Raw genomic sequence first — 22380 nt, 5'->3', positions numbered from 1 at the left:
CAGCGCCGCCGCTCCCCCGGCGGCGCTGCGGCGTTTCCGTACCGCTTTGATCACCAGGGGAGGTCGCGCACCTGCTGGACGCACAGCACGACGAACAGCAGCCCGGAGAGGGCGAGCATGCCGTTGCTGACCCATCCGTTGCGCCACTCCCCCGGCGTACGGGGGGAGTTGAGCAGCCAGAGCAGGGTCAGGGCCAGGAAGGGCATGAAGAACGCGCCGAGCACCCCGTAGGCGATGACCAGGCCGAAGGGCTGGTCCAGCCAGAGCAGCGTCATCGGCGGGAAGGTCAGCCAGAGGAGATAGGCGCGGAAGGGCAGGGAGCGCTGCTGCCGGGCGGTGACGGCCGGACCGGCGTGCTCCTCCTCCAAGGCCGCGGAGGACTCGGAGGCCGCGGAGGACTCGCAGGGCTGTGGGGCCACCGGGGCCCGGAACCGCTCCACGAAGTCGGCGAACATCAGGCTCACCCCGTGCCAGACGCCGATCAGCGACGAGAACGACGTGGCGAAGAAGCCGACCAGGAAGAGCTTGGCGGTGCCCGCGCCGAAGCGGTCCTCCAGCACCTTGCCCAGGTCGACCAGGCCGCGGTCGCCGGAGGTGAGGGCGATCTGCGAGGCGTGCAGCAGCTCGGCGCCGACGATGAGCATCGCCACGACGAAGAGCCCGGTGGTGATGTAGGCGACCCGGTTGTCGAGCCGCATCACCCTCATCCAGGAGGAGTTGCTCCAGCCCTTGGCGTTGACCCAGTACCCGTAGGCGGCCATGGTGATCGTGCCGCCGACGCCGCCGATCAGCCCGAGGGTGTAGAGGAGCGAGCCGTCCGGGAGCACGGGCAGCAGCCCGGCGAACGAGGCCCCGACGTCCGGGACGACCCGGACCGCCACGTACATGACCACCACGAACATGATGCCGATCAGGACCGTCATGACCTTCTCGAAGACGGCGTAGCGGTTGAACCAGACGAAGAGCAGCCCGATCAGCCCGATCACGATCGCCCAGAACTTCAGTCCCGGTCCGTCGGGGAACAGCGCCACGATGGGCAGGGCGCTGGAGGACATGGCCGTCGCCCCGTAGATGAAGCCCCACACCACGACGTAGATCGCGAAGTAGACGGTGGTCCAGGGGCCCAGGCTCCGCCAGCCGTCGAAGAGCGTGCGGCCGGTCGCCAGATGCCAACGGCCGGCGGCCTCGGCGAGCGAGATCTTGACGACGCAGCCGATCACCGCCGCCCACATCAGGGTGTAGCCGAACTTGCTGCCCGCGATCAGCGTCGCGACCAGATCTCCGGCCCCGACCCCGGTCGCCGCGACGACGACGCCGGGGCCGATGTACTTCCAGCTGGACTTGCGTGGTCGGGAGGCCGGCTCCCCTGTCTCCGTGGTTGCGCTCGTCTCGGACATGCCGATCAAGGAAGCGCAATCGGCGGGACAGCACAAGGGGGCCTGCACGGCAGTAAAATCTTGAGGGGACCCATCGGCCGGCAGCGAGCGGCGGATACGGGGAGGGGCGGACGCCCGCGGGGGCGGAGCGGGCGCGGTTCCGGCGGGACGCTGCGGGCTTCCGAAGGAGGCGCGCCATGTCACACACGATCGAGCGGACAGCGGACCCGGCCCGGCAGGAGGAGTTCGCCGGGCGGATGCTCCAGGTGCTCAACGATTCCTGCCTGGGGTATCTGTGCAGCCTCGGGCACCGGACACGGCTCTTCGACGTGATGGCGCAGCTGCCGCCGTCGACCAGTGAGCGGATCGCCGGGGCCGCCGGGCTGGACGAACGCTATGTGCGCGAGTGGCTGGGCGGAGTGACGGTGGGCGGGATCGTCGAGTACGACCCGGCGGGCGGGACGTACCGGTTGCCGCCCGAGCACGCCGCCTCCCTGTGCCGCGAGGCCGGGCCGGACAACCTGGCGTCCTTCCTCCAGGACCTCGCGCTGATCGGGCTGGTCGAGGACGAGGTGGTCACGGCGTTCCGGGAGGGGGGCGGGGTGCCCTACTCCTCGTACCCGAAGTTCCAGGAGCTCCAGGCCGAGGAGACGGCCCGGGTGTACGACGCGCTGCTGGTCGACACGATCATCCCGCTGGTGGCCGGCCTGCCGGAGCGGCTGGAGTCGGGTGGCGGTCTGGACGTGCTCGACGTCGGTACGGGGCAGGGACACGCGGTGAACCTGCTGGCGCGGGCGTTCCCTGCCAGTCGGTTCACCGGGGTGGACATGTCGGAGGGCGGTATCGCGGCGGCCCGGGAGGAGGCGGCGCGGCTGGGCCTGCGGAACGCGCACTTCGCGTTGGCGGACGCGGCCGCGGTGACCGGTTCGTACGACCTGATCACCGCCTTCGACGTGATCCACGACCTGGCCCGTCCGGCGGAGACCCTGGCGGCCGTCGCCGGGGCGCTGCGGGACGACGGGGTGTTCCTGATGGGGGACATCGCGGCCTCCAGCCTGCTGGAGGAGAACCTGGACCTTCCGTTGGGCCCCACGCTCTACACCTTCTCGGTCTTCTACTGCATGACGACCTCGCTGAGCGAGGGCGGCGCGGGCCTGGGGACCGTGTGGGGCAGGCAGACGGCCCTGCGGATGCTGAAGGAGGCGGGCTTCGGGGAGGTGGGGGTGCGCGAGGTGGAGGGCGACATCCTGAACGTCTACTACGTGGCGCGGAAGGGGAGTTGAGGGCGGCACCCGGGGTGTCGGGGCCGGCGCGGTCCGCGCCGGCCCCGACACCCCTAGATCACCAGGCTGAGCAGCGCCGCGACCGCGAAGCCCGCGACCGAGAGCACCGTCTCCAGGACCGTCCAGGACTTCAGGGTGTCGCGTTCGCTGATGCCGAAGTACTTCGACACCATCCAGAAGCCGCCGTCGTTCACGTGCGAGGCGAAGATCGAGCCTGCCGAGATCGCCATGATGATCAGCGCGAGGTGGGCCTGGGAGAGGTCCTGGCCCTCGACCAGCGGGACCACGATCCCGGCCGTGGTGACGATCGCGACGGTGGCCGAGCCCTGGGCGACGCGCAGGACCACCGAGATCAGCCAGGCGAGCAGGATGACGGGCAGGCCGACGTCGTTGAACGTGTCGGCGAGCGCGTCCGCGATGCCACTGCCCTTGAGGACCGCGCCGAAGATGCCGCCCGCGCCGACCACCAGCAGGATGTTGCCGACGGGCTTGAGCGAGGACGTGGAGACCGACTCCAGGGACTTGCGGGACCAGCCGCGCCGGATGCCCAGCAGGTAGTACGCGAGGAACAGGGCGATCGTCAGGGCGACGAACGGGTTGCCGAAGAACTCGATCACCGAGCGCGGCGTGGAGGGGTCCAGGGCGATCGAGGAGAACGTCGCGGCGAGGATCAGGATCAGCGGGGTGCCGATGATCGCGAGAACCGTGGCGAGCGGCACCGGCTTCTCGTGCGGGGTGACACCCGCGGCGCGCTGCTCGGCGGCGACGGCGGCCTTGGCCTCCGCAGCGGCCTCCACCATGTCCTGCGGCACGTCGACGAAGACCCGCTTGCCGATCCAGGCGGAGTAGCCCCAGGCGGCGATGACGGACGGGATGCCGACGACGATGCCCATCAGGATGACCCAGCCCAGCGACACGTTGAAGAGTCCGGCGGCGGCCACCGGGCCCGGGTGCGGCGGCAGGAACGCGTGGGTCATCGACAGGCCCGCCAGCAGCGGCATGGCATAGAGCAGGATCGATTTTCCGGAGCGCTTGGCGGCGGCGTACACGATCGGCGCGAGGACGAAGATGCCGACGTCGAAGAAGACCGGGATGCCGAAGACGAGCCCGGTCATCCCCATGGCGAGGGGGGCGCGCTTCTCGCCGAAGGCGTTCAGCAGGCGGGCGCTCAACACCTCGGCCCCGCCGGAGACTTCGAGGATCGCACCGAGCATGGTGCCGAGTCCGATGATGATCGCGACATGGCCGAGGATGCCGCCCATGCCGGATTCGATGACCGAGACGGCGGCGGATTTCTGCACGGTGCCGAAGAGTTCGGTGACCGAGAGCCCGGCGCCGAGGCCGACGGCTATGGAGACCGCGAGCAGGGCGACGAACGGCTGGAGCCTGACCTTGATGATCAGGAAGAGCAGGAGGGCGATACCGAGGGCGGCGACGGTCAGCAGACCGGCGGTCCCGTCGATCAGGAGGAGCAGTCCACCGGTGTGCGGTGGGGTCTCGGCCGGCGAGGGGGTGGCGGCGAGCAGCATGGGGACTCCGGTGGTGCTGGAGGGCAGGGGGGAGCGCGGCACGGCGCCCCCGGGGAGCGGGGCGCCGTGCCGTACGGCGTACTGCGGGTGGGGTTCTGCGTGTGGAGCAAAGGTTCAGAGGACCAGAGGGGATGCGAGCCGTTCAGAAGGCCGTGACGGTCAGCCGAGCACCGCGAGCGCGTCGATCTCGATGAGCAGGCCCTTGGGCAGGCCCACGTAGACGGTCGTGCGGGCGGAGGGGGCCTCCTTCAGGTTCTGCTCGGCGAAGTAGGCGTTGTAGATCTCGTTCATCTCGGCGAAGTGGTCCACGTCGGTGAGGTAGACGCGCATCATCATCACGTCGTCCCAGCTCGCGCCGCCCTCCTCCAGGATCGCCTTGACGTTGGCGAAGGTCTGGAGGGTCTGCTCGCGCAGGGTCGGGCCGGCCGGGGTGGGGGCCTGGCCCTCGACGGCGGGGAGGAAGCCTACCTGGCCGGCGACCTGGAGGATGTTCCCCTTCTTCACGCCGTGCGAGAACTTCGCGGGCGGCGTGGTGTGGGTGGAGGGGGTGAGGGCGGTCTTCTCGGTCATGGCTGATCAGGCTTTCTTGGGTCGGTTGGTGCCGGAGTACTCCCGGCTGATGGTCTCGGCGGTGCGCCGGACCAGCGGGAGCAGCGTGAGGAGTTCCTCGGCCGTGACGACCACGTTCGGTGCGGACACCGACATGGCCGCGACGACCCGCCCGTCCGCGCCGCGGATGGGCGCGCCGATGCAGTTGATGGACTCCTCGTGGCCACCGAGGTCGGTGGCCCAGCCCTGTTCGCGGACGACGGCGAGCTCCTTGAGGAAGGCGGCCGCGTCGGGCGTCGAACGGGACGTGTACATGGGGTAGTCGAGCTTCTCGGCGATCGCGCGCCGCTCGGGCTCGGTGAGGTCGGCCAGCAGGAGCTTGGCCACGGCCGCGACGGTGATCGCGACGGGCTTCCCGATCCGGGAGTACATCCGGACGGGGTAGCGGCTCTCCACCTTGTCGATGTAGAGGACTTCCTGCTCCTCGTAGACCGCGAGGTGGACGGTGTGCCCGCACCGGTCGTTGAGCGCGACCAGGTGGGGGTGGGCGATCTCGCGGACGTCGAGGTTCTCGACGGCCTCCTGCGCGAGGGCGAAGAGGCGGGCGCCGAGGCGGTAGCGCTGGTCCTCCTGGCGGTAGACGAGGCCGTGCTCGTGCAGCGTACGCAGCAGGCGCAGCGCCGTGGACTTGTGGACGCCGAGCCGCTCGGCGACCTGGCCGAGGTCGGCGGGTCCCTGGGCGAGCAGGGGCAGGATGCTCAGCGCCCGGTCGACGGTCTGGCTCATGGTGTGCGTACCTCCTCGGGGGCCCGGTCGGCTGCGGTCCAGCCGGGGCCGAGACGAAGTCTCCCCCAGGCGTCGTCGTCGAGGGCGACGAGGCGGTCGGCGTGGTCGCGGGCGGGCGGTTCGGTGAGGTCGCCGGGGACGGTGAGAACGGCGGCGGCCATCAGGTGCCCGTGCCGGGCCCGGTCACGGACGGGCAGCCCGCGCAGGGTGGCGGAGAGGAACCCGGCGGCGAAGGCGTCGCCCGCGCCGACGGCGGCGACGACGTCGACGTGGAGGGCGGGGACGCGGGTGACGGTGTCGGGGCTTCGGGCCTCGGCGTCCTCAGCCCCTCCGGCGTTCGGGGAGCGGAGCCCGGCGGCGTCTTCCGCCCCTCCGGCGTTCGAGGGGCGGGGCCCGGGGCGCAGCCCCCTGGCGAACACCGTCGCGCCCGCACTCCCCCGCTTCACCACGAGCACGGCCGGCTCCGGAACCGCCGCCCGGATCGCCTCCGCGCCCACGATCCCCCACGCCTCCTCCGCCTCGTCCTCCCCGACGAACACCAGGTCGGCCCGCCGCGCCAGCTCCAGCAGCACCGACGCATCCGCGTCGCCGCCGCGCCACAGATGCGGCCGGTGGTTCACGTCGAACGACACCAGCGGGCGCCCCGGCCGCGCGGCCGTCAGCTCCCGCAGCAGCGCCAGGCAGTCGTCGGACAGCGCCGCCGTGATCCCGGACAGATGCAGGACGCGGCCCGCGAACAGTTCCTCGTACGGCACGTTCGCCGGCGACATCGCGGACGCCGCCGATCCCGCCCGGTAGTACGCGACCTCGTGCGTGTCGGTCCCCCGGTCCGTGGCCGTGCGGAAGTAGATGCCGGTCGGGCGGACCGGATCGCGGCGGACCGCCGACGTGTCGACCCCGTACGACCCGATCGTCTCGACGAGGTGGTCGCCGAACCCGTCCGCGCCGACCCGGCCGACCCAGGCCGCCCGGTGCCCGGCGGCGGCGAGCGCGCAGGCCACGTTGGACTCGGCCCCGCCGATCCCGCGCCCGAAGGAGGGCACGTCGGCGAGGCGGCCGGGCTGCGAGGGCAGGAACGTCACCATGGACTCACCGAGACAGACGACATCGGTGGTCGTGGCGGCGACGGCCGTCCCTGCTGCGGGTCCGGACACTGAGGGCTCCTCGCTGATCGGCGTGCGGGCCGGTGGTCACCATTGACCGGGCATCGGCTCGGATGTTAGACAGCGTTGAGCGATATACGCAATGGATGTTGCATATGTTGCAACGAACTTCGAGGAGCTCCCCTTGGCAGCCGAAAGCCCCACCGACCGCACCACGCCCCCTGCCGCATCACTCACGGCCTCCCTCGCCGACGAGCGCGTCGACCACCGCTTCAAGGCCCTGCCGCCGGACGCGGAGGGCCTGACCGTGGGGGCGCTGGCCGCCGAGCGCCGCAACCTCTTCACCGGCGGGTTCACCACCCCCGTCCTCGCGTTGTCCGCCGAGTCGGTGGCCCACAACCTCGACCTCCTGGAGACGTACGCCGAGCGGCACGGCCTCGCGTTCGCCCCGCACGGCAAGACGTCCATGGCCCCGCAGCTCTTCGTGGACCAGCTGGAGCGCGGCGCGTGGGGCATCACGGCCGCCGTGCCCCACCAGGCGCGCGTCTACCGGGCGTACGGGATCGGCCGGATCTTCCTCGCCAACGAACTGGTCGACCCGGTCGCCCTGCGCTGGCTGGCCGGGGAGATGACGGCCGATCCGTCGTTCCGCTTCGTCTGTTACGTCGACTCCGTGCGCGGCGTCGAGCTGATGGACGAGGCCCTCGGCGCCGCGGGCGCCACCCGCCGGGTCGACGTGGTCGTCGAGCTGGGCGCGGGCGAGGGCGCGCGCACCGGGGCCCGTACGGAGGCCGACTGCGCGGCGGTCGCCGACGCGGTGGCGGCGGCGGGTTCGCTGCGCCTGGTGGGCGTCGCCGGGTACGAGGGCGAGGTGCCGGACGCCGACCCCGAGCGGGTACGGGCGTGGCTGCGGCGGCTCGTCGGGCTCGCGGCCGCCTTCGACGGTGAGAAGCGGTTCGCCGGGGCCGAGGAGATCGTCATCAGCGCGGGCGGCAGCGCCTGGTTCGACGCGGTCGCGGACGTCTTCGCCGGGATCCCCGAACTGAGCCTGCCGGTACTGAAGTTGCTGCGCTCCGGCGCGTACGTCTCGCACGACGACGGGCACTACAAGCACCTCACCCCCTTCAACCGCGTCCCCGAGGAGGGAGCCCTCGAGCCCGCCTTCCGCCTCTGGGCGCAGGTCGTCTCGCGTCCGACCGGCGAGCAGGCGTTCCTGAACGCGGGCAAGCGGGACGCGGCGTACGACCTCGATCTGCCCGAGGCGCAGGTGGTTCGCTCCGGCCGGGACGGCTCGGTGCGGCCCGCCACCGGGGTGACGGTCACCGGCCTCTCCGACCAGCACACCTGGGTGCGCACGGAGGAAGGGGCGGGGCTGGAGGTGGGCGACTGGGTCGGCATGGGCCTTTCTCACCCCTGCACCAGCTTCGACAAGTGGCAGCTGATCCCGCTGGTCGAGGCGGACGGCACGGTCACCGACTACATCCGCACGTTCTTCTGAGCGGTCGCCCCTCCCCTCCTGCCCGCTTCCCTCCCCGCTTCGAAAGGCCACCCATGGACCTGGTCCTGCGTGACGCGCTCGTCGTCGACGGCACCGGCGAGCCCTCCTACCGCGCCGATGTGGCCCTCGACGGCGGCCGCATAGCCGAGATCCACCCCGAGGGCTCCCCCGGCCCCCGGCCCGCCGCCGCCCGGACCGTGGACGCGGACGGCCTCGCGCTCGCCCCCGGCTTCATCGACATGCACGCCCACAGCGATCTGGCGCTGCTGCGCGACCCGGACCACAGCGCGAAGGCGGCGCAGGGGGTCACCCTCGAAGTGCTGGGCCAGGACGGGATGTCGTACGCGCCCGTCGACGACCGTACGCTCGCCGAGGTCCGCCGCTCCATCACCGGCTGGAACGGCGACGGAAGCGACATCGACTTCGACTGGCGTACGGTCGGCGGATATCTGGACCGCCTGGACCGCAACTTCGGCGGCCAGGGCATCGCGGTCAACGCCGCCTATCTGATCCCGCAGGGCACGGTCCGGATGTACGCGGTCGGCTGGGACGACCGGCCCGCCACCGAGGCCGAACTGGTCCGGATGCGGGAGCTGGTGGACCAAGGCATGCGCGAGGGCGCCGTCGGCATGTCGTCCGGGCTGACCTACACCCCCGGGATGTACGCGGACGACGCCGAACTCACCGAGCTGTGCCGGGTGGTGGCCCGGCACGGCGGCTACTACTGCCCCCACCACCGCAGCTACGGAGCCGGCGCCCTGGCCGCGTACGAGGAGATGGTGCGGCTGACGCACCACGCCGGCTGCGCCCTCCATCTCGCCCACGCCACCATGAACTTCGGCGTGAACAAGGGCAAGGCGCCGGACCTCCTGGCCCTCCTGGACGGCGCGCTGGCCGCCGGGTCCGACATCTCGCTCGACACCTACCCGTACACCCCCGGCTGCACCACTCTGGTGGCGATGCTGCCGAGTTGGGCGAGCGAGGGAGGGCCGGAGTCGGTCCTCACCCGGCTCGCGGCCCCGGCGAGCGCGGAGAAGATACGGCACCACCTGGAGGTGCTCGGCTCGGACGGCTGCCACGGGGTGCCGATCGAGTGGGACACCATCGAGATCTCCGGCGTGAGCGCGCCGCACCTGGCGGAGTACGTGGGCCGTACGGTCGAGGAGTCGGCACGGCTGCGGGGTGAGGAGCCGTGGGTGACCGCGCGGCGGCTGCTCACCGAGGACCGGCTCGGGACGACGATCCTCCAGCACGTGGGCCACGAGGAGAACGTCCAGCAGATCATGCGGCACCCGGTGCACACCGGCGGCAGCGACGGCATCCTCCAGGGCGACAAGCCGCACCCCCGGGCGTACGGCACGTTCCCGCAGTATCTGGGGCGGTACGCCCGGGAGTTGGGGATCCTCTCGCTGGAGGAGTGCGTCGCCCATCTCACCTCGCGCCCGGCCGCCCGGCTGCGGCTCGCGAACCGGGGCCTGGTGCGCGAGGGCTACCGCGCGGACCTGGTGCTGTTCGACCCGGAGACGGTGGCGGCGGGCTCCACGTTCGAGGAGCCGCGCACCCTGCCGGTGGGCATCCCGCACGTCCTGATCGACGGCCGCTTCGTCATCGAGGACGGCAAGCGCACGTCGGTCCTGGCGGGCCGGGCGGTCCGGGGCGCGGGGGCGCAGACGGGGGCGGGGGCGGCTTAAGAAGCTTCCTCGGAGGCCCCCGAGGACCCCGAGGCCCCCGAAGCCTCCGAAGCCCGCTCCGCCGCCCAGGCGAGGTCCTCCTTGGTGGGGGCGTCGTCCTGGGTGAGCGCGCGCCGCCAGTAGCCGCTGAACTCGACTGCCGCCTTCGGGAGTTCGCGATCCTCGACCAGGTGGCGGCGGAGCGCGCGGACCACGGACGCCTCGCCCGCCACCCAGGCCGCGTCCACCCCGTCGAGGTCCGCCCCGGCGTCCCGTACGGCGTCCACCAGCGAGCCGCCCCGCTCGCGGTGCACCCAGCGGACCTCGGCCCCGCCCGCCGCGGCCGGCAGTTCCCGTTCCTCCGCCGCGTCCGCGACCTCGGCGTACACGACAGCCCCGGTTCCGGCCGGGAGCGCCTCCAGCACCGTGGCGATGGCCGGGAGCGCGGTCTCGTCCCCGGCGAGGAGCATCCGGCGGGCAGCGGGCAGGGGACGGGCGTAGAGGGAGGACGGGCCGACCATGCCGAGGACGTCGCCGACCCGGGCCGCCGCGCCCCAGCGGGAGGCGGGGCCGCCGTCGCCGTGCAGCACGAAGTCGACGGCCATCACGTTGCGTTCGCGGTCGTAGGAGCGGACGGTGAAGCTGCGCATCCAGGGCCGCTCCGCCTCCGGGATCGCGAGGTACGCCTCGTACCAGCGCATGCCGTACGGGTCCTCGGCCTCCCGCTCCGGCAGCCGGGGCACGGCCTGTCCGGCGCGTGGCAGACAGAGCTTCACCTGCTGGTCCGGGCGGTCCTCCAGGAGCCCGGGCAGCTCGTCGGCGGTGAAGCCGATCCTGACCGTCCCGGGGGTGATCCGTTCGATGTCCACGACCCGTACGTACGTGACCGGCAAAGCCTGACCCATTGCGACCCGACCCCTCTTCCTGTGGAGGTTGATACCTTACGGCGTAATGAATTACCCGCCGGACGTTACTTTACGCCGTAAGGAGTCGCACGTGGTGGTCTTCGCCGGACAGGGCGATCCGCGCCGTTCCCTCTCCCTCCTGTGGCGTTCGGACGCCCCGCCGCCGACGCGCGGCGGCCCGGGGCCCAAGCCCCGGCTGAGCGTGGACGCGATCGTGGCGGCGGCCGTGGCGCTCGCGGACGAGGAGGGGATGGCGGCCCTGTCGATGCGCGCGGTCGGCGACCGGCTCGGGCGCACGGCGATGGCGCTCTACACCTACGTCCCCGGCAAGAGCGAGCTGCTGGACCTGATGTACGACGCCGTCCACGCCGAACTGCCCACCGCGTACCCGGAGTCGGACCCGGGTGACTGGCGGGCGGCACTCACCGCCTGGGCCGGGGAGGTCCTGGAGTTCTACGTACGCCACCCCTGGGTGCTCCAGGTCTCGCAGGCGCGTCCGGTGCTGGGGCCGCACGAGTACGCGGGCCTGGACACGCTGGTGACCCTGCTGCGGACGACGGGCCTGCCGGCCGGGGTGGTGCGGCGGCTGGTGGGGACCCTGTTCCCGTATCTACGGGGTTCGGCGCAGGCGGTGGCCGACGCCCGGCTGGCCGCGGCGGCCACGGGGAGCTCCGACGAGGAGTGGTGGGCGGAGCGCTCGGCGGCCCTGCTGGAGCTGGTCCCCGACTTCGCGGAGCGCTTCCCCGCGGTGAGCCGCCTGGAGGCGGAGGGGCCGGTGGAGCCGCATCCGGGAGCCGTGCCCGAGGGCGTCGAGGCGGTGCCGTACCCGGAGCGGGAGGCCCGTGAGACCTTCCGGGTGGGGCTCGAGGTGCTGCTGGACGGGATCGAGGCGGCGCGCGCCGGGCGGCCCTGACCGAGGCCGGGACCGCCCGGCGCGCCCCTGCGGCTTCAGGCGGCTACGGCTTGGGCAGCGCGCAGCCCTCACGGTCGAGGTCGATCCTGCTGCCGGCCCCGATGCACGGGACCATGTTGTACGTCTGCTGGGCGTAGTTGATGCCCTCGCGGACGGTCACGTTGCCGTTCTCGTCGACCTCGCACGGGTTGTTGTCCGTGCACTCCTGGCCGCTCTCGTTGCCGGTGTTGTTGACGGCGACCACCTTGCCGGTGGCGTCGTCGATCACCGGCGAGCCGGACGTACCGCCGATGGTCCTGCACTCCGGGGTGTAGCGGACCGAGTCCTTCCAGGTCCACCGGCCTTCCTTGAGCCGGTGGACGAAGCCGTCGATGTCACAGCTGTAGGTGCGCTTCCAGTAGCCGGAGGCGACCGTGATGGCGGTGCCCGCCGCCGGGTGGGCGGTCTCCAGCTCCAGCGCCCGGATGCCGTACCTGTCCTCGATCTGCCGGTAGGTGCTGGTGAGTTCGTAGAGCGAGAGATCGGTGTCGGTCATGGTGCCGTACGCGATCTTGCCGGCCCTCAGGGTGCCGACTCCACGGCCCGAGGCGTTGAGCAGGGTGAACGTCCGGGAGGACGGCCGGTCGACGACGACCTCGCCGGGGCCCGGGAAGCCGGACTCCAGGCAGTGCCCGTTGGAGAGCACGAGGGCGGGGTCGGTGGGGGCGGCGTCGGGGGTGCGGACCACGGAGCCCGAACAGTTGCTGAGCGCGACGGTCCCGGCGAAGGTCACGGCTTTCGCCGCCGGGCCGGCCTTGGGCGCGGCTTCCTGTGCCGGCTGTGCGGGTTCGGCCGCGACGGCGGGCGCGACGCCCGCTCCCAGGAGCAGGGCAGCAAGAATCGCACCGACGAGAGGCTTGTTCATGTGGGGGGTACCTCCAGTGATGCCAAGGGCCGGAGATCTTCCGGCTTTTGACATGCGCATGCTTGCGCAGATGTCAGGCCGTCACAAGAGGTCAATTCCGGCCGCGGCCACGGCTACCGCTGTCCCGGCCCCGCCACGGGCCCGGCGGCGGCCCCCGCCCCGGGCTCCTCCGCGCCCCGGTAGATGTGGTCACGGCCCCACGCCCCCAGCGGCTCCAGCGCCGCGTTCAGCGAGAACCCCAGCGGGGTGAGCGAATACTCCACGCGCGGCGGCACCTCGGCGTACACCTCGCGGTGCACGATGCCGTCGTCCTCCAGCTCCTTGAGATGGGAGCTGAGCACCTTCTCGGTCACCCCGGGCACGGCCCGCCGCAGCTCACCGAAGCGGCAGGTCTTCTCGTTCAGCGCCCACAGGATGAGCACCTTCCACTTGCCGCCGATGACATCCATCGCCGCGTCGATCCCGCAGACGAACGCCCCCGGCCGCCGCACGATCCGCGTCATCGCCCGTCCGTCCGCCATCGCCCGTCCCCCTGTCATCAGCCGTCCACCCGCCATCTCCCGTCCTGCCCTCCCCGACTGGTCGCTATCCATGAGGTAACCACCCACTCCACAGTGCGTACTTGTCGCCGTCGGAGCCTTCGACCAGCCTAATCGGCATGTCCGACAACACCGTTGCCTCCGCTGCGCCCGCCCCTCTCACTCTGCTCGGCCTCGGCGCGATGGGCGCCGCGCTCGCCCGCACCTGGCTCGCCGCCGGGCACCCCCTGACCGTGTGGAACCGCAGCCCCGGGAAGACCGCCGAACTCGCCGCCGCCGGCGCACGGGTGGCGGCGACGGCGGCCGAGGCGGTGGCCGCGAGCCCGCTCGTCGTGACCTGCCTGCTGGACGACGCCTCGGTCCGCGAGGCGCTGGCGGATGCCGACCTCACGGGCAAGGACCTGGTCGACCTCACCACCTCCACCCCGGCCGAGTCGCGGGCCCGCGCGGCCCGGGCGAACGAGCGCGGCGCCCGCTTCCTGGACGGCGGGATCATGGCCGTACCGCCGATGATCGGGGTGCCGGAGGCCGGGGGTTACGTCTTCTACAGCGGCTCCCGCGAGGTCTTCGACGCCCACCGCGAGACGCTGGCCGTGCCCGCCGCCACCCGGTACGTCGGCGCCGACCCCGGTTTCGCCGCACTCCACGACGTGGCGCTGCTCAGTGCGATGACCGCCATGTTCGCCGGGGCCCGGCACGCGGCCGCGCTGGTGGCGGACGCGGGGATCGACCGACACGCTTTCGGCACCCTGCTGGCCGACTGGCTCACGGCGATGGCCCCGGCGACGGCGGCGTACGCGGGCGGGCCCGCGCCCGAGGACCCGACCAGCGCGGCCGTGGCGGAGGCGGGGGACGCGGCGCTGCTCCGTGCGGCGGAGGAGCAGGGCGTCGGCACGGCGCTGTTGATCGCCTCGACGGGTGCGATGGCCGGCATGTGACGGTCCGCGTCGGGTGCCGGGGCGGACCGGAGCGTCATGGCCCCCACCGCGTCAGCCTTCGGCCGCCGCGGTCTCCTTCGCGTACGTCACGGCCTGGAGCAGCGTCAGTCCGGGCTCGGCCCGACGCAGGAGCTTGATGGCCTCCACGGAGTCCGCCGGGCCCTCGTACCCGGCGGCGTCCAGCCGCCGGCGCACCCACCGGCCGCGCAGCTCCGCATCCGAGCGCCCGGCGGACCGCTCGGCCAGCGCGAGGGCCCGCTCCAGCCCGGGGCGCTCGGCGTCCGGGGCGGTCTCCAGCGCGCTCCGCAGTGCGGCGACGACATCGGGGGCGTCGCGGACGACGAGAACGGCGAGGGGCTGGGGCTTCCGGAACAGGCTCATGATCCACCGCTACCCGGGCCGGCTCCGGCTCTCACCGGAGTTGAGCAGGATCTGAGCCGCCGGGTCCGGGAGAGCCCCGGTCCAGGGCCTCGATCCAGGGCCTCGGTCCAGCGACCGAGGCCCTCCGGTCACGCAATTCGGTCCGCAGCCGGAGGCGCCCCCGCGCCCCGGCTGCGTACGGTCGGCGTATGACACTCGACCTCGACGCGTACTTCGCCCGCATCGGCTGGACCGGGAAGCCCCGCCCCACCCTGGAGGTGCTGCGATCCCTGCACCGCGCGCACCTGTCCGGCATCCCGTTCGAGAACCTGGACGCCGTTCTCGGCTCGGCCCCGTCGTTGGCGCTCGACGACCTGGAGGCGAAGCTCGTGCGCAGCGAGCGCGGCGGCTACTGCTACGAGCACAACACCCTGTTCTCCACCGTCCTGCGGCAGCTCGGCTTCCCCGTGACGCTGCTGGTCGCCCGCGTGGTGCTGGGGGCGGCGCCGGGCGACATCCGGCCGCGCACGCACATGCTGATGAAGGTGGACGTGGAGGGGGAGCCGCACCCGTATCTGGCGGACGTCGGCTTCGGGGCGACCGGCGCCCTGATGGAGCCGATCCCGCTGGTGAAGGACGCCGAGCTGTTCGACGGCCCGCGCCACCACCGGCTCGTCCACATCGCGCACGACGGCCCGCTGCCGATGTGGGAGCTTCAGGCGGAGAAGGGCGGCGCGTGGGAGGCGCAGTACGCGTTCACGCTGGAGCCGTTCGAGGCGCCGGACTACGAGGTGATCAACTGGCACATCGCGACGCATCCCCGCTCGCCGTTCCGGCAGGCGGTGTACGCGCAGCGCACCCGGCCCGACTCGCACCTGCTGCTGGCCGGGCTGGACCTGGTGGAGACGGCCGACGACGGCACGGTCGAGGAGCGGACGCTGAAGGACGGCGACGAGGCGCTGCGGGTCCTGGCGGACGACTTCGGCATCCGGCTCCCGGCGGGCACCCGGCTGCCGGAGTGACGGCTCCGCGCGGGCGGGCGGCCCCCCGCGTGGCGCATCTCACCGTCCCGGCCGCCCACGCCTCGTTTCCAAGCCGCGACACCGCCCCGACCGGGCGATCCCACGGTCCGGGACGGCGGCGGGCATGGCGATGGAAGACGGGGCGGGGCCGGGAAACGCCCCGGAGGGAGTACGCCGGGAGCAATCCCCGCGCACCCCGCGAAACGCCGCCGTAAGCTCGCGGACATGCAGGTCATCCAGTCCACGAAGCTCGCCAATGTCTGTTACGAGATCCGGGGCCCCGTGCTGGAGGAGGCGATGCGGCTGGAAGCGGCCGGTCAGCGCATCCTCAAGCTGAACACGGGCAACCCGGCCGCGTTCGGGTTCGAGTGCCCGCCGGAGATCCTCGAGGACATCCTGCGCAACGTCGCGGGCGCGCACGGCTACGGCGACGCGAAGGGCCTGCTGTCCGCGCGGCGCGCGGTGATGCAGCACTACCAGACCAAGGGCATCGAGCTCGACGTCGAGGACATCTACCTGGGTAACGGCGTCTCCGAGCTGATCCAGATGTCGATGCAGGCACTGCTGGACGACGGCGACGAGGTGCTCGTACCGGCTCCCGACTATCCGCTGTGGACCGCCTCGGTCTCGCTGGCGGGCGGGACGGCCGTGCACTACCGGTGCGACGAGCAGTCCGACTGGATGCCGGACCTCGCGGACATCGAGCGGAAGATCACCGACCGCACCAAGGCCTTGGTGATCATCAACCCGAACAACCCGACCGGTGCGGTGTACGACGACGAGATGCTGCGCGGTCTCACCGAGATCGCCCGTCGGCACAACCTGATCGTCTGCTCCGACGAGATCTACGACCGGATCCTCTACGACGGCGCGACCCACACCCCGACGGCGGCCCTGGCCCCGGACCTCATGGTGCTGACCTTCAACGGGCTCTCCAAGAACTACCGGGTGGCCGGCTACCGCTCCGGCTGGATGGCCGTCTGCGGCCCGAAGGCGCACGCCACCTCGTACATCGAGGGGCTGACGATCCTCGCCAACATGCGGCTCTGCGCCAACATGCCCTCGCAGCACGCGGTGGCCACCGCGCTCGGCGGACGGCAGTCGATCGAGGACCTGGTGCTGCCGGGCGGCCGGATCCTGGAGCAGCGGAACACGGCGTACGACCTGCTGACCTCGATCCCCGGCGTGACCTGCGTCAAGCCGAAGGGGGCGCTGTATCTCTTCCCCCGGCTCGATCCCAGGGTCTACAAGATCAAGGATGACCGGCAGATGGTGCTGGACCTGCTGCGGGCCGAGAAGATCATGGTCGTGCAGGGCACCGGGTTCAACTGGCCCGAGCCCGATCACTTCCGGATCGTCACGCTGCCGGCGGTCGAGGACCTGGCCGACGCGGTGACCCGGATCGGCACCTTCCTGGACGGTTACGGCCAGCCGTAGACCCGCCGGAGGCCATGGAGGCGGTTCACGGGCGGCCGTAGACCCGCCGGGGCCATGGAGGCGGTTACGGACTGCCGTAGACCGGTCACGCTTCCGGATCACGGACAACTTTAGACTCGTTCCAATGTAGGATGGTCGCACGCACCCTCGGGAGGCCATCCATGTACGAGCCGATCCGCAGCCCCTCGGTCCACAGCCCGGCCGATGACGCGGACTTCCCCCACCGCAGCCGTGAGGAGGAGCTGGACATCCAGCTCGCCGGGCACCTGGCCGCCCTCCTCGCGGTCACGGACGAGCTGGGCCTGGGCGCGGCGGGTGACCGTATCGCCGAGCAGGTGGCCCGGCTGCGCGGCGCCCCGCCCGCCCGGCACGCCGGGCTGACCGCCGCCGCCCCCGCGAACCTCCACCGCCGCGCCCACACCCTCGCGGGCCGGGCCCTGCTGGTGGCCGCGTCCCGCGCCGACACGACCGCCGCCATCCTCTCCGCCGAACGGATGGACGCCCACACCGCGGCCCTCGCCGCCCTCGCCGACCCCGCTTCCTCCGCGCGACTGGTCGGCGCCCACTGACGGCCCCGGTCCGCGCGCCCCGGAGGCGTGCGGACCGGGCGCCACGGACCCCGGAGGTTCCGCGCCCCGCCGCCGGTCCGCCACCACCCCGCTGCCGGTCCGTTGCGTTCTGGGATGGCTCCTTCATCTGCCGTCCACCCGACTCGGCCCGGAATGTGGGTTTCCGCGAGCACGCTGCGTGGGTGAGACGCATCGTGGGAATCGTCCTGGCGGTCTTCCTGATCGCCGGTGTGGCAGCGGCCGTCGCCCTGGGCCGCGACAGCGGGGCCGACGGGGACAGCGGCACGGCCACGAAGACCGTGCGCGGGGTGATCGGATCGGAGAAGGCCGAGTTCTTCGCCGACCCCGACACCGTGAAGGCCCTCGCGGCCGAAGGGTTCACCGTCCGGACGGAGACCTCCGGCTCCTGGGCGATGGACCGGCTGCCCCTGAAGGGTTACGACTTCGCCTTCCCCGGCTCCAAGGCCCCCGCCGATGAGCTGAGTCGGAGCGCAAAGACCCGCGGCGGCCCGCTGCGGCCGTTCTACTCACCGCTCGTCGTGGTGGCCCACCGCAACGCCGCCGAGGTCCTGGCGGCCAACGGCCTCGCCCGACTACGGACGGGCGCGCCGGAAGCGACCGACGGGTCGGGCCCCTCGGACGGGTCGGGCGGCGGGTCCAAGTGGGCCACGCAGGGAACGCTGCTCATGGGCCCCTATCTGGCGGCGGCCGAGGACGACCGTACCTGGCAGCAGCTCAAGGGAGCTTCTGGGCATGCCGAGTTGAGCGGCACGGTGTTCATCACGAGCACCGATCCCGTCACGTCCAACTCCGGCGCCCTCTACCTCGCCGCCGCCTCGTACGCCGCCGACGGCGGCCGGGTGGCCACGGACGCGAAGGCGCTGGAGCGCACGGCGCCCCTGCTGCGCAAGCTCGTCCAGGTGCAGGGCGCGCAGCAGACCAGCAGCGACGCGCCGTTCCGCGACTTCATCAGCGGGGTCGGCAATCCTCTCGTGCTGGTCTACGAGTCGCAGGTGGCCTCCCTCCTGATGAACAGTCAGCGACAGGAGGTCGGCGACCTCGTCGTCCTCTACCCCGACACCACGGTCTCCAGCGACCACACCCTCGTACCGCTGACCGATCACGGCCGCGAGCTGGGCGAGCTGCTGTCCACCGACCCCGCGCTGCGGAAGCTGGCGGTACGGCACGGCTTCCGGCCGCAGGGCGCCGCGGCCGAGTTCACCGCCGCCACGGCCGGCCACACCGCCTACATCGACCAGCGACTGACCGGCGTGCGCCAGGCGCCCGTGCCCACCGCGGAGCTGCTGCGCTCGATGGCACGGCGGGCCCGCGGCTGACGACACCCCCGGCCGGCCCACAGCTCAGCTCCCCGCAGTCAGGAGACCTCCGCCATGACCCAGAACACCGGGCCTCGGAACACCGGGCCCCAGGACCCCCGACGGCCCCACGACCCGCCGACCACCCCGCTCGTGCTCACCCCGCCCGCACCCGTCGCCCCCGTCCGGGCCGAGCAGGCGACCGGGCTCGTCCCGGTCGCGGAGGACGTGCGCGCCGACATGCTGCGGCGGGCCGAGGAGTACGTCGACGGGCTCGCCGGACTCGACGCCCGCTCACCCGAGTTCGGCGCCCGGGTCGCCGAGATCGCCGCGCTCGGGCACGGCGACATCCGGGGCGCCGCCCAGCAGTCCAACCGGATGCTGGACCGTACCGTCCGCTCGCTGGCCTCCGGCGAGGGAGACGCCCCGGCCCGGGTGGGCTCCTCGCTGGTCGAGCTGCGCCGGACGGTGGAGGACCTCGACCCGCGGGACACCCAGGGGCGCGGGGCGCGCCGGCTGCTGTCGCGGCTGCCGGGCGGACGCCGACTGCGCGACCATGTCGCGCGGTACGCCTCCGCCAGGGACACCCTCGACCGGATCGTCGGCTCGCTCCGTAGCGGTCAGGACGAACTGCGGCGCGACAACGCGGTGTTGCACACCGAACGCACCCGCCTGTGGGACACCATGGGGAAGTTGCAGGAGTACGAGGTCCTCACCGCGGCCCTCGCCGACGTCGTGGAGCGGCGCGTCGCGGAGGCCGGGGCGGCGGGCGACCCGGTGCGGGCGGACGCGCTGCGGGCCGACGTCCTCTTTCCCGTACGGCAGAAACACCAGGATCTGCTGACCCAGATCGCGGTCTGCGCCCAGGGGTATCTGGCGATGGACGTCGTACGGCGCAACAACGACGAGCTGATCAAGGGCGTCGACCGGGCGGCCACCACCACCGTGTCCGCGCTGCGGATCGCGGTGATGCTGTCCTCGGCGCTGGAGAACCAGCGCCGGGTGACCGAGCAGGTGCGGGTGCTGCGTACCACCACCGAGGACCTGATCCGGGGCAACGCGGAGATGCTCGCCACCCAGAGCGGGGAGATCCAGCGCATCGCGGCCGACCCGGCGGTCGGGGCCGAGACCCTGCGGACGGCGTTCGGCCAGATCTACGCCACGCTCGACGCCATCGACACGTACAAGGCGCGGGCGACCGAGACGATGGCCGCCACCGTGGCGTCGCTGACCGCCGAACTCCACGAGGCCGGGGCCCGGTTGGAACGGGTCCGCGCGGCCGACGCGACGCTGGACGGGGGCCGCGCGTGAGAGACCGCCGACCGCCCCACGCCCGCCGGCCGCCGTACGCCCGCCGCGTACTTCTCCCGCTGCTGGCCGCCGCCCTGCTGCTCCCGCTCGCCGCCTGTACGTCCGACGCGGGCGACGGGCGGGGCTCCGGTCCGGTCCCCTCCGACGACGGGCGGGCCCGCACGGGCACGCTGCGCGTCCTGGCCTCCAGTGAACTCAGCGACATGAAGCCTCTGTTGGAGGAGGCGCGGAAGGCGACCGGGATCACCGTGCGGCCCACCTGGGCGGGCACGCTGGACGCCGTCGAACGCCTGGCGTCCGGCGAGGCGGACGGGGCGTTCGACGCGGTGTGGCTGTCGTCCAACGACTACCTGCGCCTCGACCCGGAGGCCGCCGGGCGGATCGCTTCGGAGACCCCGCTGATGGCGTCCCCGGTCGCCCTCGGGGTGCGGCCCGCGACGGTGCGGCGGCTCGGCTGGGACGCCGCTTCGGTCAGCTGGGCGCAGGTCCACCGGGCGGTCGCGGCCGGGGAACTGACGTACGGGATGACCGACCCGAGCCGCTCCAACTCCGGTTTCTCCGCGCTGATCTCCATCGCCTCCGGGCTCTCCGGCGCCCAGGCGGCGCTCACCGACGCCGATGTCCGCAGGGCCGGGCCCAAGCTGAGGGAGTTCTTCGCGGGGCAGCGGCTGACCTCCGGTTCCTCGGGCTGGCTGGCCTCGGCGTACGCCCGGCGCTCCACCGTGGACGCGCTGATCAACTACGAGTCGGTGCTGCTGTCGCTGAACCGGGACAACGACGCCGGGCTGACCGTGATCCGCCCGCGCGACGGGGTCGTGACCGCCGACTACCCGCTGAGCGCGCTCACCGGCGCCACGCCGGAGGCCCGGGACGCCGTGCGGACGCTGACCGAGCACTTCCGGTCCACCGCCGTGCAGCGGGAGATCACCGCGCGGACGCTGCGCCGCCCGGTCGTCGCCGCCGCGCGTCCCGCCGACCCGCTCGCGCCCGAGCAGCGCCGCGAACTGCCGTTCCCCGGTACGCGATCGGTGGCGGACGGGCTGCTGTCCTCGTACGAGCACCGCCTGCGACGCCCTTCGCGGACCGTGTACGTCCTGGACACCTCCGGGTCGATGAAGGGCCGGCGCCTCGCGCAGCTGAAGTCCGCGCTGAACGGGCTGACCGGCGACTTCCGGGAGCGCGAGCAGGTCACGCTGCTGCCGTTCGGGTCGGCCGTCAAGCAGGTCCGTACGCACACCGTCGACCCGGCGGACCCGAAGGCGGGCCCGGCGGCGATCCGGGCGGACGCGGCGGCGCTGAGCGCCGAGGGGGACACGGCGATCTACTCCTCGCTCGCCGCGGCCTACGACCACCTGGGCCCCGACACCGAGTCCGCGTTCACCTCCATCGTGCTGATGACCGACGGCGAGAACACGGCGGGCCGGTCGGCGGCGGAGTTCGAGGCGTTCTACCGGGCGCTGCCCGAGGCCCGGCGGGTCACCCCGGTGTTCCCGATCGCGTTCGGGGACTCCGACCGCTCGGAGCTGGAGGCGATCGCCGCGCTGACGGGCGGCCGGCTCTTCGACGGGACGAAGGAGGAGGGCCCCGGCTCGCTGGACGGCGCGTTCGAGGAGATCCGTGGCTACCAGTGACGAGACGCGGAGGAAGGGGAGTCCGGTGGCGGACCGGGTCCTCGGCTATCTGGAGTCGACCCGCAATCTGGCCGGCAGCGCGGCGGCCCTCGGCGGTCTGCTCCTCACCTTCGCCGGGTTCGGGGGCGTGTACTGGCCGGTGGTGGTCGGCGGGCTGTACGGGGCGGGCGCACTGCTCGCCCCGCCGCGCCGCCCGCCCGCCCCGGCGTTCGAGGAACCGTCGTCCCGGCTGGACGAGCTGCGGGCCGACCTCGCGACCTTGCGGGCGTACCTGGAGCGGGTGGATCCGCCACCGGCCGCGGCGGAGCGTCTGGAGGCGCTGACCGGCCTGCTGGACGGACTCCTGGCGCCCGGCTGGGTCTCGGAGGCGCTGGCGGACGACCCGGAGGGCGTGCACGTGGTGGCGCGGGCGGTGCGGCGGGACGTACCGGAGGCCGTGGACGCGTATCTGCGGACGCGGTGGTGGACGCGGCTCGCCCCCGGCGGGCGGGCCCCGGAGGAGGAGCTGGAGCGGCAGGTGACGCTGCTGCACGGGGAGGCGCAGGCCCTGGTGGACGGGTTGCGCGAGGCGGAGGAGCTGCGCCAGCGGTCCCACACGCGGTACCTGGAGGACCGGGGCGGCGCAGGAACGGTGCGGGCGAGAACAGAGCAAGCAGAGACGGGGCGGCCCCCGGAACCGTGAGGGGGTTCCGGGGGCCGGGAGGGGCGTCCTTGGCCGGGGACAGGCCCTCCGGGGCCGTC

General features: G+C 72.7%; 21 protein-coding genes. 12 read left to right on the top strand and 9 right to left on the bottom strand.

Annotation, left to right across the window (positions count from 1 at the left end; all coding sequences use genetic code 11):
* Nucleotides 1-50: 50 nt before the first annotated feature.
* Entirely contained in the window at nt 51-1397 is a 1347-nt protein-coding gene (locus CCZ36_RS22845) for an Nramp family divalent metal transporter (protein WP_128818453.1), read from the bottom strand.
* 176 nt (nt 1398-1573) lie between these two features.
* Here CCZ36_RS22845 and CCZ36_RS22840 point away from each other — a divergent pair, with 176 nt between their 5' ends.
* A complete protein-coding gene (locus CCZ36_RS22840) occupies nt 1574-2659 on the top strand; it encodes a class I SAM-dependent methyltransferase (RefSeq protein WP_128818452.1) in 1086 nt (361 codons plus the stop codon).
* Between the two features lie 53 nt (nt 2660-2712).
* Here the strand turns inward: CCZ36_RS22840 and CCZ36_RS22835 are convergent, their stop codons facing one another.
* From CCZ36_RS22835 to CCZ36_RS22820, 4 genes are all read right to left on the bottom strand, one after another.
* A complete protein-coding gene (locus tag CCZ36_RS22835) occupies nt 2713-4188 on the bottom strand; it encodes a GntP family permease (protein ID WP_128819689.1) in 1476 nt (491 codons plus the stop codon).
* Nucleotides 4189-4347: 159 nt separating this feature from the next.
* A complete protein-coding gene (locus tag CCZ36_RS22830; RefSeq protein ID WP_003966665.1) occupies nt 4348-4758 on the bottom strand; it encodes a RidA family protein in 411 nt (136 codons plus the stop codon).
* A 6-nt stretch (nt 4759-4764) separates the two neighbouring features.
* On the bottom strand, nt 4765-5523 hold the full coding sequence (locus tag CCZ36_RS22825; protein ID WP_006127175.1) for an IclR family transcriptional regulator: 759 nt from the start codon (nt 5521-5523) through the stop codon (nt 4765-4767).
* Entirely contained in the window at nt 5520-6677 is a 1158-nt protein-coding gene (locus tag CCZ36_RS22820; RefSeq protein WP_128818451.1) for a sugar kinase, read from the bottom strand. Before CCZ36_RS22820 ends, CCZ36_RS22825 begins: the two co-directional genes overlap by 4 nt.
* A gap of 133 nt (nt 6678-6810) precedes the next feature.
* On the opposite strand from CCZ36_RS22820, the gene CCZ36_RS22815 reads away from it, so the two are divergent.
* Both CCZ36_RS22815 and CCZ36_RS22810 read left to right on the top strand, forming a co-directional pair.
* Nucleotides 6811-8124: an alanine racemase gene (locus CCZ36_RS22815; protein ID WP_128818450.1), complete on the top strand. Its 1314-nt coding sequence runs from the start codon at nt 6811-6813 to the stop codon at nt 8122-8124.
* 53 nt (nt 8125-8177) lie between these two features.
* Entirely contained in the window at nt 8178-9815 is a 1638-nt protein-coding gene (locus CCZ36_RS22810) for an N-acyl-D-amino-acid deacylase family protein (protein WP_128818449.1), read from the top strand.
* On the opposite strand, the gene CCZ36_RS22805 is transcribed toward CCZ36_RS22810, so the two are convergent.
* Nucleotides 9812-10699 (bottom strand): siderophore-interacting protein, encoded by an 888-nt coding sequence (locus tag CCZ36_RS22805; RefSeq protein ID WP_128818448.1) that lies wholly within the window; start codon nt 10697-10699, stop codon nt 9812-9814. The genes CCZ36_RS22810 and CCZ36_RS22805 overlap by 4 nt on opposite strands.
* A 91-nt stretch (nt 10700-10790) precedes the next feature.
* Here CCZ36_RS22805 and CCZ36_RS22800 point away from each other — a divergent pair, with 91 nt between their 5' ends.
* Nucleotides 10791-11612: a TetR/AcrR family transcriptional regulator gene (locus CCZ36_RS22800; protein ID WP_128818447.1), complete on the top strand. Its 822-nt coding sequence runs from the start codon at nt 10791-10793 to the stop codon at nt 11610-11612.
* A 43-nt stretch (nt 11613-11655) separates the two neighbouring features.
* Here CCZ36_RS22800 and CCZ36_RS22795 read toward each other — a convergent pair whose 3' ends face one another.
* Both CCZ36_RS22795 and CCZ36_RS22790 read right to left on the bottom strand, forming a co-directional pair.
* The gene (locus tag CCZ36_RS22795) at nt 11656-12516 is read right to left on the bottom strand and encodes a S1 family peptidase (protein ID WP_128818446.1); all 861 of its coding nucleotides are present in this window, start codon (nt 12514-12516) and stop codon (nt 11656-11658) included.
* Nucleotides 12517-12629: 113 nt separating this feature from the next.
* Complete coding sequence (locus tag CCZ36_RS22790; protein ID WP_069739077.1) at nt 12630-13019, bottom strand: winged helix-turn-helix transcriptional regulator; 390 nt, start codon at nt 13017-13019, stop codon at nt 12630-12632.
* A gap of 155 nt (nt 13020-13174) precedes the next feature.
* Between CCZ36_RS22790 and CCZ36_RS22785 the strand changes: the two genes are divergently transcribed.
* Nucleotides 13175-13993 (top strand): NAD(P)-binding domain-containing protein, encoded by an 819-nt coding sequence (locus tag CCZ36_RS22785; RefSeq protein WP_128818445.1) that lies wholly within the window; start codon nt 13175-13177, stop codon nt 13991-13993.
* Nucleotides 13994-14044: 51 nt separating this feature from the next.
* On the opposite strand, the gene CCZ36_RS22780 is transcribed toward CCZ36_RS22785, so the two are convergent.
* The gene (locus CCZ36_RS22780; protein ID WP_128818444.1) at nt 14045-14374 is read right to left on the bottom strand and encodes a hypothetical protein; all 330 of its coding nucleotides are present in this window, start codon (nt 14372-14374) and stop codon (nt 14045-14047) included.
* A gap of 188 nt (nt 14375-14562) precedes the next feature.
* On the opposite strand from CCZ36_RS22780, the gene CCZ36_RS22775 reads away from it, so the two are divergent.
* The 7 genes from CCZ36_RS22775 (at nt 14563) to CCZ36_RS22745 (ending at nt 22321) form a co-directional block, all read left to right on the top strand.
* Nucleotides 14563-15375: an arylamine N-acetyltransferase family protein gene (locus CCZ36_RS22775; RefSeq protein WP_069739029.1), complete on the top strand. Its 813-nt coding sequence runs from the start codon at nt 14563-14565 to the stop codon at nt 15373-15375.
* Nucleotides 15376-15600: 225 nt separating this feature from the next.
* Complete coding sequence (locus CCZ36_RS22770; protein WP_069743566.1) at nt 15601-16812, top strand: pyridoxal phosphate-dependent aminotransferase; 1212 nt, start codon at nt 15601-15603, stop codon at nt 16810-16812.
* A gap of 161 nt (nt 16813-16973) precedes the next feature.
* A complete protein-coding gene (locus CCZ36_RS22765) occupies nt 16974-17381 on the top strand; it encodes an SCO4983 family protein (protein WP_069739027.1) in 408 nt (135 codons plus the stop codon).
* Nucleotides 17382-17575: 194 nt separating this feature from the next.
* The gene (locus CCZ36_RS22760; protein ID WP_128819687.1) at nt 17576-18718 is read left to right on the top strand and encodes a hypothetical protein; all 1143 of its coding nucleotides are present in this window, start codon (nt 17576-17578) and stop codon (nt 18716-18718) included.
* 54 nt (nt 18719-18772) lie between these two features.
* Nucleotides 18773-20008 carry a toxic anion resistance protein gene (locus CCZ36_RS22755; RefSeq protein WP_128818443.1) on the top strand — a complete coding sequence of 412 codons (1236 nt, stop codon included), beginning with the start codon at nt 18773-18775 and terminating at the stop codon, nt 20006-20008.
* On the top strand, nt 20005-21639 hold the full coding sequence (locus CCZ36_RS22750; protein WP_069739024.1) for a vWA domain-containing protein: 1635 nt from the start codon (nt 20005-20007) through the stop codon (nt 21637-21639). Before CCZ36_RS22755 ends, CCZ36_RS22750 begins: the two co-directional genes overlap by 4 nt.
* Nucleotides 21640-21664: 25 nt before the next feature.
* On the top strand, nt 21665-22321 hold the full coding sequence (locus CCZ36_RS22745; RefSeq protein ID WP_128819685.1) for a hypothetical protein: 657 nt from the start codon (nt 21665-21667) through the stop codon (nt 22319-22321).
* Nucleotides 22322-22380: the final 59 nt, after the last annotated feature.

The sequence above is a fragment of the Streptomyces sp. S063 genome, from assembly GCF_002832675.1.
Classification (GTDB): Bacteria; Actinomycetota; Actinomycetes; order Streptomycetales; family Streptomycetaceae; genus Streptomyces; species Streptomyces sindenensis.
Note: the sequence above shows the minus strand (reverse complement) of the source record. Positions and strands in the feature narration are given on the sequence as shown.

What these genes read in the sequence shown, in the direction of transcription:
- CCZ36_RS22845 (WP_128818453.1), bottom strand. Translation starts at nt 1,397, where the DNA reads ATGTCCGAGACGAGCGCAACCACGGAGACAGGGGAGCCGGCCTCCCGA.
- CCZ36_RS22835 (WP_128819689.1), bottom strand. Translation starts at nt 4,188, where the DNA reads ATGCTGCTCGCCGCCACCCCCTCGCCGGCCGAGACCCCACCGCACACC.
- CCZ36_RS22780 (WP_128818444.1), bottom strand. Translation starts at nt 14,374, where the DNA reads ATGAGCCTGTTCCGGAAGCCCCAGCCCCTCGCCGTTCTCGTCGTCCGC.
- CCZ36_RS22755 (WP_128818443.1), top strand. Translation starts at nt 18,773, where the DNA reads ATGACCCAGAACACCGGGCCTCGGAACACCGGGCCCCAGGACCCCCGA.
- CCZ36_RS22775 (WP_069739029.1), top strand. Translation starts at nt 14,563, where the DNA reads ATGACACTCGACCTCGACGCGTACTTCGCCCGCATCGGCTGGACCGGG.
- CCZ36_RS22770 (WP_069743566.1), top strand. Translation starts at nt 15,601, where the DNA reads ATGCAGGTCATCCAGTCCACGAAGCTCGCCAATGTCTGTTACGAGATC.
- CCZ36_RS22825 (WP_006127175.1), bottom strand. Translation starts at nt 5,523, where the DNA reads ATGAGCCAGACCGTCGACCGGGCGCTGAGCATCCTGCCCCTGCTCGCC.
- CCZ36_RS22785 (WP_128818445.1), top strand. Translation starts at nt 13,175, where the DNA reads ATGTCCGACAACACCGTTGCCTCCGCTGCGCCCGCCCCTCTCACTCTG.
- CCZ36_RS22805 (WP_128818448.1), bottom strand. Translation starts at nt 10,699, where the DNA reads ATGGGTCAGGCTTTGCCGGTCACGTACGTACGGGTCGTGGACATCGAA.
- CCZ36_RS22795 (WP_128818446.1), bottom strand. Translation starts at nt 12,516, where the DNA reads ATGAACAAGCCTCTCGTCGGTGCGATTCTTGCTGCCCTGCTCCTGGGA.
- CCZ36_RS22765 (WP_069739027.1), top strand. Translation starts at nt 16,974, where the DNA reads ATGTACGAGCCGATCCGCAGCCCCTCGGTCCACAGCCCGGCCGATGAC.
- CCZ36_RS22840 (WP_128818452.1), top strand. Translation starts at nt 1,574, where the DNA reads ATGTCACACACGATCGAGCGGACAGCGGACCCGGCCCGGCAGGAGGAG.
- CCZ36_RS22790 (WP_069739077.1), bottom strand. Translation starts at nt 13,019, where the DNA reads ATGACGCGGATCGTGCGGCGGCCGGGGGCGTTCGTCTGCGGGATCGAC.
- CCZ36_RS22830 (WP_003966665.1), bottom strand. Translation starts at nt 4,758, where the DNA reads ATGACCGAGAAGACCGCCCTCACCCCCTCCACCCACACCACGCCGCCC.
- CCZ36_RS22810 (WP_128818449.1), top strand. Translation starts at nt 8,178, where the DNA reads ATGGACCTGGTCCTGCGTGACGCGCTCGTCGTCGACGGCACCGGCGAG.